The following is a 13003-nucleotide window of genomic DNA, read 5'->3' on the forward strand; positions in this document are numbered from 1 at the left end:
ATCATGAATTGCAGAGGCGGACGATCGTCTGCCTCTATTTTCACTTTAGAAAGAAGGGGCATGCTTGACGAATTTGGCCAAACGTACACGCCTTGAGAACAAACGGTTCGAGAAACATCATATGGAAGACTTGATCGGACGCTCCTATATGTCCTTTTGCGTGCTTCTCCTGATCGTCATCATCATATCCATGGTGTATTTTGTAATGTCCAAGGGGATTTCGACCTTCGCCGTCAGCGGAGTCAGTATCTCGGAGTTTCTGTTCGGGAGAAAATGGTCGCCGGAGGGCTCTCCGCCGCTGTACGGCGCGCTGCCGTTCATCGCAGGCTCTTTCGTCGTCACCCTGCTGGCCGCGCTGATTGCCAGCCCGCTCAGCATCTGCGCCGCTCTGTTCATGACCGAAATCGTCCCCGGCTGGGGCAAAAAGCTTCTGCAGCCCGTAATCGAGCTGCTGTCGGGAATTCCGTCCGTGGTCTACGGCTTCGTGGGCCTCACCGTCATTGTGCCGCTGCTGCGCGATGTGTTCCCGGGGCAGGGCATCGGAGTGGCGGCCGGAGCGCTGGTGCTGTCGGTGATGATTCTGCCGACCATTACCAGCGTCGCGGCGGATGCCCTGGCGACCCTGCCGCAGAGCCTGAAAGAATCCTCGTTCGCGCTCGGCGCAACGCGCTGGCAGACGATCTCCCGTGTCATTCTGCCGACGACCCTGCCGTCGATCCTCACCGGCGTCGTCCTCGGGATGGCCCGGGCCTTCGGAGAAGCGCTCGCGGTTCAGATGGTCATCGGGAACGCGCCGTTCATTCCGACGTCGCTGTTCGAGTCGGCGTCCACCCTGACCAGCGCCATTACGCTTGGCATGGGCAACACAACGATGGGCTCGCCGCATAACAACGCGCTCTGGAGCATGGCGCTCGTGCTGATGCTGATGACCTTCGTCTTTGTCTCGCTGGTCCGTCTGCTGGAGAAAAGGAGAAAGCTCTAAATGATGAAAGCCAAAACGGTAGACAAAATCGCCACCGGCGTAATCGTCTTCTTCGCCCTGCTGATCGTGGCCATTCTGGCCGGTCTGCTCGGGTATATTCTCTTCCGGGGCCTCAGCCATATCAGCTGGGACTTCCTGACCTCGGCGCCGCAGAAGATCCGCGCGGGCGGCGGGATCGGGCCGCAGCTCTTCAATTCGCTGTTCCTGCTCGTACTGACGCTGCTCATTACCGTCCCGCTTGGCCTGGGAGCCGGGATCTACATGGCGGAATACGCCCGGCCGGGCCGGATTACGAACGGCATTCGCCTGATCGTCGAGGTGCTGTCCTCGTTCCCCTCGATCGTCGTCGGTCTGTTCGGTCTGCTGCTGATCGTCAATGTGTTCGGACTAGGCTTCTCGCTCATCTCCGGCGCGCTGGCGCTGACGGTCTTCAATCTGCCGCTGCTGGTCCGCATTACGGAGCAGGCCTTCCGGGGCGTTCCGGTTCAGCAGAAGGAAGCGGGCTTGGCAATGGGCCTGTCGAAATGGAAGATTGTCACCAGCGTATTGTTCCCGGTCGCGCTACCTTCCATCCTTACAGGAACGATTCTGTCGGCCGGCCGTGTGTTCGGGGAAGCCGCCGCGCTGATGTTCACGGCGGGAATGAGCAGTCCGCGTCTGGACTTCGGCAACTGGAATCCGCTGGACAGCAACTCGCCGCTCAATCCGTTCCGTCCGGCGGAGACGCTGGCGGTTCATATCTGGAAGATCAACAGCGAAGGGCTGGCGCCCGACGCGGCGCAGATCGCCGCGGGCGCTTCGGCCGTCCTGGTGCTGACCGTGCTCGTGTTCAACCTGGCGGCCCGCTACTTCGGCCGCTTCATCTACCGGAAGCTGACGGCTTCCAAGCGCATGAACTAAGGACCGGAATTCAGGCTTGAACGAAGAAGAGGAGGAACGTAAGATGAGTGCGATTGCAACCCTGGCGGCGGGAGCCGTTGCCAAGTCCGGCAAGTCGTTCGAGACGGAGAATCTGAGCGTGTTCTACGGCACCTATGAGGCCGTGAAGGGGATCACCCTTCCTTTTCCCAAGAATACGGTAACTGCGCTGATCGGCCCTTCGGGCTGCGGCAAATCGACCTTTCTGCGGTCGCTGAACCGGATGAACGATGAAATCTCCGGGGCGAAGACGAAGGGGAACATCTGGATCGACGGGGTGGATATCAATGCGCCCGGGACGGACGTCATCAAGCTCCGCCAAAAAATCGGAATGGTCTGGCAGAAGCCGAACCCGTTCTATAAGTCGATCTACGACAACATCGCTTTTGGCCCGCGCTATCACGGCGTGAAGGGCAAGAAAGACCTCGACGAGATTGTCGAGTCCAGCCTCCGCCGGGCAGCGCTCTGGGACGAAGTGAAGGACCGGCTGAAAGACTCCGCGCTGGCGCTCTCGGGCGGGCAGCAGCAGCGCCTCTGCATTGCCCGGGCGCTGTCGGTCGATCCGCAGATCCTGCTGCTGGACGAGCCGGCGTCGGCGCTGGACCCCGTCTCTACAGGGAAGATCGAAGAGCTCATCAAGGAACTGCGCGAAGAACTGCGGATCGTGATCGTGACCCACAATATGCAGCAGGCCGCCCGAATCTCCGACTATACCGCCTACTTCTATCTGGGCACGCTCATCGAATACGGCCGGACGGATAAGCTGTTCACTACACCGGACAATACCATGACCCAAGAGTATATCAGCGGCCGGTTCGGCTGATCATTATTGTATAGAAGCCCTGTCCGCGCCTGCGGACAGGGCTTTCTTCAGCTAAAGCCGGATATTGGGCTTGATTAACTAATGCGAATGCCGCCAAGAGCGGGAATCGGCAGGTCGGCCGTAGTAGAAGCCGCCTCGAAGCTGGCCGATGAGCGGGGAGCGGATCAGATTACGCTCGCCGCTGTGGCCGAACGGCTGGGCGTGAAGCAGCCGTCGTTGTATAATCACATCGAGAGTCCGGGTGAGCTGAAGTCGTCGTTGGCCCTGCACGGTCTGGAGCGTCTCTGCCAGTCTGCCAGGCGCTGGCCGAGGTCGGAGGACGTCTGGTCGCGCTTATCGCCGGTTTTTTACGGGAGCGGAATCTGGAGGCAGAACAAGAAATTCATGCCGTCCGCAGTCTCCGCAGCCTTCTGCACGGCTTCGCATCGCTCGAAGGAGGCGGAGGCTTCGGCTTTCCGCTTGAAGTCGGGACAAGCCTGCAGATGGCGCTTCGCGCCTACTTGCCCGGACTGTCACCACAATTAGAAGGAGTGAGGCTCATTGATGATGAATCAGAGCGTTCGGGAACCGATTGAGACCTACGAGGAAGCTTGTCTGCTGATGGAGAAGCTCGGCATGCTGCCGCTGGCCCCCCTGCTGCCGGATCATCCGTCGCTGACGGCGGTGACGCCGGAAGAGAATTGGCATACGGGCAGCGGGACGGACCCGTGGCAGTGGAGAGTGCGCTTCCCGTCCGAGGGAGACGCGGCCTACGGAAAATTCTTCAGAAAGAAGGCGGTCCTGGTCCACCGGGATTGGTATCCGCTGCTGCATGCCGCCCTCGGAGGTGCGGAGGATGTGCGGGAACGGTATACCCGCGGCCTGCTCAGCCGTGAGGCGCTCGTTCTCTATGAGATCATCCGGGACCATCCCGGCATCGAGACCCGTGAACTGCGGAGCGTATCCGGAATGAAAGCCAAGGAGCAGAAGAGCGCCTTTGACCGGGGACTTGCGGAGCTGCAGGAGCGGGGGGCCATTGTCATTTCGGGGGCTGTCCAGCGGCTGGACGCAAGCGGAGAGAAGAGCGGCTGGAACAGCACCTCCTATGAGACGTCGGAGAACTGGATGCGCCAGTCCGGGCTGGCCCGATACGGCGGAAGCAGGGAAGAAGCCCGGCTCCGGCTGCTGGAGCACGCGGAACAGGTATGGTCTCCCGCAGCCGCCCGGTGGTTGTCCAAGGAACTGAGCCGCTAGCCCCGGTTTCCGTTACATCCTCCTCCTACATATAGGTAAGCGCTTGCATGAAATCGACTGCTACTTCAGCAGCGGGATCAGAAAGGCAGCGGCGAAGTACAGAATACCCAACATCAACAGAACATAGGCCGTAAATTTGAGGAACCGGGCAAGGGAAGCCCCCGGCCTGTCGTCTGCTGTGAAATTGGAGGCAGGCAGAGGTTCGGCCGTATTCCTTTCATGCCAATCGGGCACATAAGGTTCCTTCATGATGATCTCCTCCTAAATCGGGATTGCTGATTATGGAACTATTTGTATTGTTACATATTTGTGAACACAATTCAATGAGACGCGTGCGGGTTCATGCCAAAAAAACCGCCGGACTCCGAATGGATCGGAGTCCGGCGGCCCGTTGAACGGTGCGGAATTAGAACGCCCAGTTGCCCTTCAGGAAGACGGGTTCCTCGGAACCGTCTGCCGCGATGCCGTAAATATTCATATCCGCCGAGCCGATCATGAAATCGACATGCGTAAGGCTTGTATTCAAGCCGCGCTCGCGGAGCTGGTCCTGATTCAGCATTTTGCCGTCCACCAGACAGAAGGAATAGGCGGCGCCGATAGCCAGATGGTTGGAGGCGTTCTCGTCGAACAGTGTGTTGTAGTACAGAATGTTGGAATCGGAGATAGGGGAATGATGCGGCACCAGAGCGACCTCGCCCAGATATTTCGCGCCCTCGTCGATCTCGATGAGATGCTCCAGCGATTCCTGGCCGACTTCGGCCTGAACGGAGATAATCCGCCCGTTCTCGAAGGTGATCGAGAAGTTGTCGATGATGTTCCCGCTGTGGCTGAGCGGCTTCGTGCTGCGGACCGTTCCGTTGACGCCGGTCTTGAGGGGAGCCGTGAACACTTCTTCGGTCGGCATATTGGCGACGAACTTTACGCCTTTCTCGTTGGTGCTGTCGCCGCGCGCCCAGAGATGTCCTTCCGGGAGCTCGATCGTCAGGTCCGTTCCTGGAGCTTCATAACGCAGCTTCTTGTACTTCTTGGCGTTCAGCACATCTGCCTTGGCTTCCAGCGTCAGCAGATGGTCCTGCCAGGCTGCGACCGGGTCCTCCCGGTCGAGGCGAACCGTCTTGAAGATGGCATCCCACAGAGCATCCACCCGGTCCTCCGAAGGAAGCTGCGGGAAGACCTTATCGGCCCATGCCTTTGAAGGAACGGCAACAATGCTCCAGCTTACACGCTCCGACAAAATGAATTCCCGGTATTTCTCCAGCGCCGCTCCGCGCGTCTTCTGGTTCAGCGAAATCCGGGCCGGGTCGATCCCGTTGAGCGCATCCGGATCTTCCGCAATGACCGAGAGGAAGGCGGCGCCTTGCTCGGCCAGCTCTGTCCATTCTCCCGCCAGCCACTTGGGCGGCGTGGAGAACACTTCGTCTGCGGCATGCTCGAACTTCAGCCGGGTAATCCGTTCGTCGCTCCAGTTGACGATTACGTTGCCGGCCCCTGTCTCATAAGCCTGCTCGGCGATCAGACGGACGAATTCGGCCGTCGATACCGGCGCGTTGATTACAAGCGTCTGACCGGGCTGAACGTTGATGCCGATTTTGACGGCCAGCTCTGCATATTTGTTCAGTTTCGCTTCAAATGGGGACATAAATGAACCTCCGTTTACCGTTTCGTTTAGATATGGATACCCATATTGTACTAAATTATTAACCGCCGGCCGAAAAAAGTCAATGAAGGTGAGACCTGTACTTCTTCGGGAATCCGGTAAATGTTATACTGGGAGAGAACAGGACAGACCTTGAAAGGAAGTCGGACAACCCATGAAGACGGATATTATCCGCGCGGACATGACCCGCGATGAAGCAGGCAGCTATCTGGGCCATACGGTATTCAGACTGGAAGGCCACGAAGCCGCTTATGAAATTACACTGTTCAGCAAGAAGGGCAAGGAGTGGGATTATGCGCTCAATTTTGCGGAGGAGTCCGGCGATGAAGAGCAGTTCCTCCGGGCGGACAGCCTGATTGAAGAGGATGACGAGCTGTTCGACCGGCTCCTGGACGCGGCGCTCGAAATGCAGGAAGAGTCAACCGAAGACAAGAGCGGACAGTAGAATTTTACCGCTCTGATACGAACCAAGAGCCCGCTTCCGTGTGAAGGGGCTCTTGGTTTAACCAATCGTGACGTCGCCTTCGGGATAACGGTACAGTTCCCGGCTGCGGCGCGGCTTGATGGCGTAAGCCAGCGTGAGCGGGCCTGTCCGGCCCATGAACATCAGGACAATTACGAGAAGCTTGCCGGGGAGGCTGAGTTCGGGAGTAAGTCCGAGCGTGATACCGGAGGTCCCGAACGCCGAGACGGCCTCGAAGAGTACGCTCAGGAAGTCGGCGCTCTCCGTGATGCACAGAACCATGGTTGCGCTGACCACCAGCAGCAGCGACAAGAGCGTAATGGTAATGGCCCGGTATACATTCTCTTTGGGCAGACGATTGCGGAACAGGGCGACATCTTCCCGGCCGCGCAGACGGGCGTACACGGCGGCCATCAGAAGAGCGAAGGTCGTAATCTTGATTCCTCCGCCTGTAGAGCCCGGCGCAGCGCCGATGAACATAAAGAGAATGAGCAGAAATTGGCTCGATTCCCGAAGCTCCGCGACATTCAGCGTCGTGACCCCGCCGGAACGGGGGGTGATGGACTGAAGGAACGACGCCATGATTTTACCCCCGGCATGAAGGGGCTTCATCGTATTGTTCGCCTCCAGCCACATCAGCATCGCAGCCCCGGCCACAACCAGAATCAGGGATGCGGACAGAACCACCTTCGAGTGCAGGGACAGCCGCCGGCGGCGCGGATAATCCACAATATCCGATAGGACGATGAACCCGATGCCGCCCACGAAGATAAGGGCCATCGAGGTCAGGTTGACGATAGGGTCTTCTACATAATGAACCAGCCCGCTGAATGGGCCGTGCACATCGCCGAACAGATCAAAGCCGGCATTATTGAAGATCGAGACGCTGTGGAACAAGCCGAAATAAAAGGCTTTGGCCGCTCCCATGTCCTGCAGGAAACGCAGGGTGAAGAGCGCAGTTCCCATCCCCTGAATCACAAGCGAATAGAGCAGTACGCGCCGGATCAGACGGACAATCCCTTGCATGGAGTTCTGGTTCATGGACTCTTGCAGCAGCAGCCGCTCCTTCAGGGAGATCCGCTTGTTCAAAATCAGCGTAATGAGCGTAGCCATAGTGACAAAGCCGAGTCCGCCGAACTGGAACAGCACCAGCAGCACGATCTGGCCGAACAGCGTCAGACTGGTGCCTGTATCAACCACAGCGAGCCCGGTGACGCAAGTGGCGGAAGTAGCCATGAACAAGGCGTCCACCAAGGACAGCCTGCCTTCCGTGGAAGCGGCGGGGAGCCATAGAAGCAATGTTCCGATCACAATCAGTCCCGCGAAGCCGAGCGACAGAATTTTGGGCGGGGTCAGCCGCATTCTTCTCCAAATAAAGTCCAAAGACAGATTAGCCAAAGCGCACACTCCCGGGTCCGTGAATTCGTTGTGACAAATTATATCACAATTTGTACCGGACAGTCCGCTTAGGACTCGGCGGGAGGGGAGATGCGCAGGCGCAAGAAAGAAGGTTAAGCGAATGTCCCTTACGATTCGAGAATTAATACCCGCGGACGCTGCCAACCTGCTGAGGCTTCAGCGCCAGCTCGACCGGGAAACCCGGTTCATGATGCTGGAGCCCGGGGAACGTACAGCAGACGAAACGCAGACGGCGGAGATGCTGGAGAGCTTCCGCCAATCCGATAATTCGATCCTGCTGGGTGCCGAGGCGGACGGGCGGCTTGTCGGATTCGTCTCCGCAAAGGGCGGAGGCCCGCAGAGAGTCCGCCACAGCGCTTATTTGGTCGCCGGAATCGCTTCGGAATACACGGGCCAAGGCATCGGAACGAAGCTGTTCCGCGAACTGGAAGACTGGGCCTGCTCAACCGGGCTTGTCCGTCTGGAGCTCACCGTCATGACCCACAATGAACGCGCGCTGGCCCTCTACCGCAAGTGCGGGTTCGGGATTGAGGGAACGAAGCGCCGGTCGCTGCGCGTAGACGGGAACTGGGCAGATGAATACATGATGGCCAAAATTCTGGATTCCGCACACGGGGAGTGAAGCCTGCATGTCCGGCCTTATTTCTGATCTTCAGCGGTTTATAAGTATTCTGGACCGGCAGCCCTCGGTCCGGAAAGACCTGGAAGCCGTTGACAAGCTGCGCCTTCCGGAAGGCTGCATCGCTGCCGGATACCTTCGGTCTCTGGTCTGGGACGAGCTTCACGGCTTTATTCGCCGGACCGTGCCCGAAGATATTGATGTTCTCTATTATGACCCCCTTCATCCGGAGGAAGCCGAAGAAAAGAAGCTGGATGCGCGGCTTCGTCAGCTTCGGCCCTGCCTGAACTGGTCCTGTAAAAATCAGGCCCGGATGCATTTGGTCAGCGGCAGCTCGCCTTATCCTTCCATCGAAGCCGCGATGCGCGAATGGCCTGAAACCGCGACAGCCGTCGCCGTCAGACTGGATGGGAACGGAAGAATGACAGTCATAGCGCCCTACGGTCTGAGCGACCTGATGAACGGAAGGGTCCGGCCAAGCCCCGGATGCCGAGACAGGGAGCTGTGTCGCCGCCGTATGGAAGCAAAGCGGTGGCTGGATAGATGGCCCAAGCTCCGGCTGGAGGATCCGCCTGGAGACCACAGGGAATAACAGCTGAAGAAGCGGAATTATTGCTGAAGCACTCCGAGCTTCTTGGCCATCTTCAGGAACCGGTCGGCGTATAAATCCGGCGCAAGGGTCTCCCGAATGTGCCGTTCTCCCTCCAGCCGAATCCGCTCCCGTCGCTTGCCGCTCTGCAACAAATCCAGCGCTCCTTCTACCGCATCGTCGATGCTGCCTCTATTGTAGAGACGGCCCGTGCGGTTATGCCGGATCATCCGCCGGATGCCGTCCGAATCCGAGCTGAGCACCGGACAGCGGCAGAGCATCGCTTCCGCGACCGCGTAACCGAACCCTTCCAATATGGAGGTGGAACAGAGCAGCCCTCCCGAATCTCCGATCATGCTCAAGTAATCCGCCATCAGCTCATGGGGAACGTTGGAGTACATAATAATCCGGGAAGTTATCCCCAGCGCTTCCGCAAGTTCCGAGAACTGCTCCTTGTCTCCGGGATCATACAGCTGTTCATCATGGAAGATCCACAGGTACATCTCGGGACGGATGTTCAGCAGCCGGGAGCCGATCTTCAGAAATTCGCTCCAATTCTTGTTCGCCTGCAGCCTTCCGACCCAGCCGAGAATCGGAAACGGCTTGGCCGGGTAAGAGCGGTAAGCGAATTCCGAGGCGTCGACAGGATCATCGAAGCAATAGGCCGGGATTCCCGCGAACCGCCGAGTCAAGAGCTGCTGAAGATGCGTTGTCTTCGGATAGAGGAGCGCATCGGCGCATTGATGGATCCGTTCGGACATATCTTTGAGGATAATTTCGGCTTCCTGAAGAGGGCCGAGACCCTGAATTTCAAAGACCAGCGGTCCTCCGTAACCGAAACCGCGGATTCTCCGGGCCAGATCAATGTCGGTACAGACGACAATTAAATCGTACTGCTCCTTCTGAATCCGTTCCCGGATCTCTCCATCCTTGCCTGCAATCAGCGTTGGAATGCCGCGGATATTCTGTACGCCCGCTCCGGGGTGGGTATACAGAAGATGGCACTCCACCCCCCGATTCATCAGCGCGCGGCAGCGCGTCCGATTCAGCGTCTCCATGCCTCCGCTCGGATTATAGAAGGTGAATAGCACTTTCATTCCGATCACCCCAGTGCTTCTTTCAATTCTTGTGTGCGAAACAGTTCATTCCAGCGCAAATCGAATAATGGCGTTCCGCTGCTCCGATGCCGGTACCCGACCAGTCTCTCATCGGTATAATAGCAGGACAGCAGAGAAGAGTCTGCTGCACCGAGGTGATCGATCAGGATCTGAAGGTCGGAGGAAGAAGCGAACGGAGCGCTGCCCGCAACAAGGACAAAGCGCGTCCAGACTTTGTTCAATTCAAGCTTGCCTGCTGCTTCGGAGGAACAGCCGGCGTAAGAGGCAGAGAGCGTAGAAGGGTGAGAAACAGCTGTCAGCGGGGTGGAAGCCGTTCCCCCTAACGATACATCCAGAATCCGGCATTCGTAGTTGCTGAACGTCTGTTCATACAGATTCTCCAGCCATTCTACCTCTCGCTCCCCCCCGTCCCGGGCCGGAAAGAGCACAGTCAGCTCTGCGGGTATCCCCCGCCGGTGACGGGCCTGATGGCGGGCCAGATGAAAAGCATGCCGCCAGCGTCTGTGCTGATACGCAGTATTCAGCGCAGACGAGATGCTGTGCGGAGAATTCACTCTGTAGTGCATCAGCTCGGCGGGAATATAGCGCATCCGGCACAGCTCGGAGAGCCGAAGCCAATAATCATAATCCTCCACCGGCTCCATCCCGTAAGGTCCAACCTGCCTGGCGTAGCGGGCTTTATACATAAAGGAGACGCCGACCAGGGAAGAATCCAGCAGCTTATCCGCTGGCCGGGACTGGTACTGCCTCAGAAGAGCCAGACTCGGCTCGTCATGCAACGGGTTACCGGCTTCGTCGATACTCTGAAAGGAACTGTAGACCAGTCCCAGCTCTTCAGGCCCTTCAGCCAGGGTTCGTCTCAAGATCTCCAGGAAGCGGGGATGGTACCAGTTGTCGCTGGAGACCCAGGTCCAGTAGAGGATTTCAGGATCTTCCGATAGAACGTCAAAACCGGTGTTCAGCGCTGCCGCCACCCCCCGGTTCTCCGGATGAGCCAGCACCGTAACCCGGGCGTCGTCTCCAATCGCCGTCCTGACCAGCGGCTCCATAAGAGGGTCGCCGTCAAGAACGACCACCAGTCTGAACTCCCGGCAAGTCTGCACCAGCAAGGATTGAAGCGCAAGGCACACATAGTCCGGTCTCTGGGTATACACCGGCATCACAACGCCGACGTCTGTCATAGTGTCACTCCTTCGGACGAAATTCCCTGACGGTATGATATGTATATGACTATGCCGGCCGGGGGTGCGATTAAATTCGCGAAGAAGACCGGCAATAGCCGTTATCCGCTGAAACGGAACAAAAGAGGGGCGTTAGACCTGGAGCGACAAGGACGGAATTTCGGTCAGTTCCTGCTGAAGAACACGCTGTCCGGTGACCAGATTGCCGAATTCGTCCAGCCCGTAGACGGATACGGCCACATCGGCCAAGGGGCTGGACAGGCTGTACTGCACTTCGTAGGCGACATTTCCGGCAATCACAAATTCCCGGATATCGGCACTGAACGGGGGAACGACAAAGCCCGATACATAGAGCGGCGTCAAGGCAAGAGACGAAATCGGCACCCCGAAGACTTCGAGAATAATGGTGGCGCTGGCATTCGACACGTTGCGGACACTGACGGCGATCTGCGAAGCGGCGGTGCCGATGGCCCGGGTATTCGTGATGATTCCCGTGGTATAAGGCATGGGCTGTCCCTCCTGGAGAAGATGAAGTGTGACTCTCCATACCTTATTCTGCAACTCTCGCGAAAGGCTCGGACAAAGGTGGAGCAAGGGGTGGAAATTGCAGAAAGATAGGCAAAAGGGAAGAAAAGGCCGGAGAGGCGCCATATAATGAAACACATTTTCCAAGGGGGAGAGCCAATGACCAATTTCAACTTTCAAGTAACGACAGGCTCGGCGCCGAAATTTGAGCCTTTTATTGCAGTGAACCTGTTAATCCCGGGAATTATGGTTGCGGTGGCGGTCGATACCACAACCGGAGTGCCTCTGATCGGGCTCTACCGGTCGCTGGACGGAGGCGCGAACTGGTCCCAGTCCCTGTTGCCACTGCCGCCCGGATTCAGCGGAGCCGAAGCACCGGCGGTGGCTTACGGATTCCCCAATGTATTCATCGTGACCGCCCATGTCTTTCCGGGCGCGAACAGCGGAACCAGCGTTGCGTACCGGTCCGTTGACAATGGAGCTACCTTCAGTGAACCTGTGATCGTCAACAGCGGCTTTGGCACTTATATTAACAACGATGAAACCAACGTAACCGTGGATGTCAGCCAGTCCAGTCCTTATCTCGGCTTCATCTATGTGTTGTACAATCACCAATTCAACGTGGAGAACGGAGGGAACTCGACCGCATTTCTGAGCCGCTCCAGAGACGGAGGCGCGACCTGGGACACTCCTGTCCTGCTGTCCAGTGAAGCGGAGCAGGTCGAACGCCCGGATGCGGCCGTGGATCTTATCGGAACTGTGTACGGGGCCTGGGTGACCGTGGACCCGGAATACCGGTTTGTCGTCCGCCGATCTGTGGATGGAGGGACTACCTTCGGCGATCCGCGCGAGGTATCGGCTATCGTACCCGTTCCGCCCGTGCTGCCGGTTCCGGGCTACGCCTTCCGGGTGCTCACCTTCGCCAATATTTCGATCGACCGGTCGGTTGGTCCATACACAAACCGGATCTATACGGTATGGCAAGATTTCCGGCAGGGCTATTCGGACATCTTCATGTCCTATTCCAGCGATGACGGTCTTTCCTACTCCGCTCCTGTCAGCATCACCGGCGCGCCGGCAGGCACGCAGAACTTTTTTCCGGCAATCGACATTGATCCGCTTCTGGGTGTAGTAAATGTGATTTATTACAGCAACCAGGTAAACGGCTACCTGCTGGATGTGTTTGTGGCGAGATCCATCAACGGCGGGCAGACTTTCACCAACACGAGAATTACGAACGAGTCCTTTGATCCCAATGCGGGAGGCACGGGAGTGCCGTTAATCGGCGATTACATCGACATCATCTCGGTTCCGCCGGGCGGCTATATCGGCGTCTGGACCGATACCTCGCCGGGGACGCAGACGATATTTGCCGGATACTCCAATGATGTGATTACCTAAAAACAGGCTGTCCCAAAAGCTAAATATGGGAATACCCCAGCACCAAAATAAGCGCCTATTTCAAAAACAAGGAGC

At 57.8% G+C, this 13003-nt stretch carries 15 protein-coding genes and 1 pseudogene; 10 read left to right on the top strand and 6 right to left on the bottom strand.

The window, feature by feature from the left end:
• Positions 1 to 121: 121 nt before the first annotated feature.
• From pstC to RBI05_RS02930, 6 genes and pseudogenes are all read left to right on the top strand, one after another.
• Positions 122 to 982, top strand: a complete 861-nt coding sequence (gene pstC, locus RBI05_RS02910; protein ID WP_150458619.1) for a phosphate ABC transporter permease subunit PstC — start codon at positions 122 to 124, stop codon at positions 980 to 982.
• Positions 983 to 985: 3 nt separating this feature from the next.
• Positions 986 to 1882: a phosphate ABC transporter permease PstA gene (gene pstA / locus RBI05_RS02915; protein WP_150458620.1), complete on the top strand. Its 897-nt coding sequence runs from the start codon at positions 986 to 988 to the stop codon at positions 1880 to 1882.
• Positions 1883 to 1925: 43 nt separating this feature from the next.
• Positions 1926 to 2723, top strand: a complete 798-nt coding sequence (gene pstB / locus RBI05_RS02920) for a phosphate ABC transporter ATP-binding protein PstB (protein ID WP_310550058.1) — start codon at positions 1926 to 1928, stop codon at positions 2721 to 2723.
• Between the two features lie 87 nt (positions 2724 to 2810).
• Positions 2811 to 2903 (top strand): annotated as a pseudogene (locus tag RBI05_RS19270) (TetR family transcriptional regulator); the annotation flags it as partial.
• Positions 2904 to 3058: 155 nt separating this feature from the next.
• Entirely contained in the window at positions 3059 to 3298 is a 240-nt protein-coding gene (locus RBI05_RS19275) for a TetR-like C-terminal domain-containing protein (RefSeq protein ID WP_408638285.1), read from the top strand.
• The gene (locus RBI05_RS02930; protein WP_310550060.1) at positions 3267 to 3956 is read left to right on the top strand and encodes an AlkZ-related protein; all 690 of its coding nucleotides are present in this window, start codon (positions 3267 to 3269) and stop codon (positions 3954 to 3956) included. The genes RBI05_RS19275 and RBI05_RS02930 overlap by 32 nt, the downstream gene beginning before the upstream one ends.
• A 60-nt stretch (positions 3957 to 4016) precedes the next feature.
• Here the strand turns inward: RBI05_RS02930 and RBI05_RS02935 are convergent, their stop codons facing one another.
• The gene (locus tag RBI05_RS02935; RefSeq protein ID WP_150458522.1) at positions 4017 to 4205 is read right to left on the bottom strand and encodes a hypothetical protein; all 189 of its coding nucleotides are present in this window, start codon (positions 4203 to 4205) and stop codon (positions 4017 to 4019) included.
• Between the two features lie 157 nt (positions 4206 to 4362).
• On the bottom strand, positions 4363 to 5595 hold the full coding sequence (locus tag RBI05_RS02940) for an aminopeptidase (RefSeq protein WP_150458523.1): 1233 nt from the start codon (positions 5593 to 5595) through the stop codon (positions 4363 to 4365).
• Between the two features lie 172 nt (positions 5596 to 5767).
• On the opposite strand from RBI05_RS02940, the gene RBI05_RS02945 reads away from it, so the two are divergent.
• The gene (locus RBI05_RS02945) at positions 5768 to 6058 is read left to right on the top strand and encodes a hypothetical protein (protein WP_150458524.1); all 291 of its coding nucleotides are present in this window, start codon (positions 5768 to 5770) and stop codon (positions 6056 to 6058) included.
• Between the two features lie 57 nt (positions 6059 to 6115).
• Here RBI05_RS02945 and RBI05_RS02950 read toward each other — a convergent pair whose 3' ends face one another.
• Complete coding sequence (locus tag RBI05_RS02950; protein ID WP_310550079.1) at positions 6116 to 7438, bottom strand: TrkH family potassium uptake protein; 1323 nt, start codon at positions 7436 to 7438, stop codon at positions 6116 to 6118.
• A 157-nt stretch (positions 7439 to 7595) separates the two neighbouring features.
• Between RBI05_RS02950 and RBI05_RS02955 the strand changes: the two genes are divergently transcribed.
• Both RBI05_RS02955 and RBI05_RS02960 read left to right on the top strand, forming a co-directional pair.
• A complete protein-coding gene (locus RBI05_RS02955) occupies positions 7596 to 8117 on the top strand; it encodes a GNAT family N-acetyltransferase (RefSeq protein ID WP_310550061.1) in 522 nt (173 codons plus the stop codon).
• A 7-nt stretch (positions 8118 to 8124) separates the two neighbouring features.
• Positions 8125 to 8706: a nucleotidyltransferase family protein gene (locus tag RBI05_RS02960; RefSeq protein ID WP_310550062.1), complete on the top strand. Its 582-nt coding sequence runs from the start codon at positions 8125 to 8127 to the stop codon at positions 8704 to 8706.
• 17 nt (positions 8707 to 8723) lie between these two features.
• Here RBI05_RS02960 and RBI05_RS02965 read toward each other — a convergent pair whose 3' ends face one another.
• The 3 genes from RBI05_RS02965 to RBI05_RS02975 form a co-directional block, all read right to left on the bottom strand.
• Positions 8724 to 9800: a glycosyltransferase family 4 protein gene (locus RBI05_RS02965; RefSeq protein WP_310550063.1), complete on the bottom strand. Its 1077-nt coding sequence runs from the start codon at positions 9798 to 9800 to the stop codon at positions 8724 to 8726.
• Between the two features lie 5 nt (positions 9801 to 9805).
• Positions 9806 to 11002 carry a glycosyltransferase family 2 protein gene (locus RBI05_RS02970; RefSeq protein WP_310550064.1) on the bottom strand — a complete coding sequence of 399 codons (1197 nt, stop codon included), beginning with the start codon at positions 11000 to 11002 and terminating at the stop codon, positions 9806 to 9808.
• A 132-nt stretch (positions 11003 to 11134) separates the two neighbouring features.
• Positions 11135 to 11509 (bottom strand): hypothetical protein, encoded by a 375-nt coding sequence (locus RBI05_RS02975; RefSeq protein WP_191089568.1) that lies wholly within the window; start codon positions 11507 to 11509, stop codon positions 11135 to 11137.
• 177 nt (positions 11510 to 11686) lie between these two features.
• Here RBI05_RS02975 and RBI05_RS02980 point away from each other — a divergent pair, with 177 nt between their 5' ends.
• A complete protein-coding gene (locus RBI05_RS02980) occupies positions 11687 to 12928 on the top strand; it encodes a sialidase family protein (protein WP_310550065.1) in 1242 nt (413 codons plus the stop codon).
• Positions 12929 to 13003 lie beyond the last annotated feature (75 nt).

Origin of the sequence: Paenibacillus glufosinatiresistens (assembly GCF_031470375.1) — a bacterium.
Taxonomy (GTDB): domain Bacteria; phylum Bacillota; class Bacilli; order Paenibacillales; family Paenibacillaceae; genus Paenibacillus_AQ; species Paenibacillus_AQ glufosinatiresistens.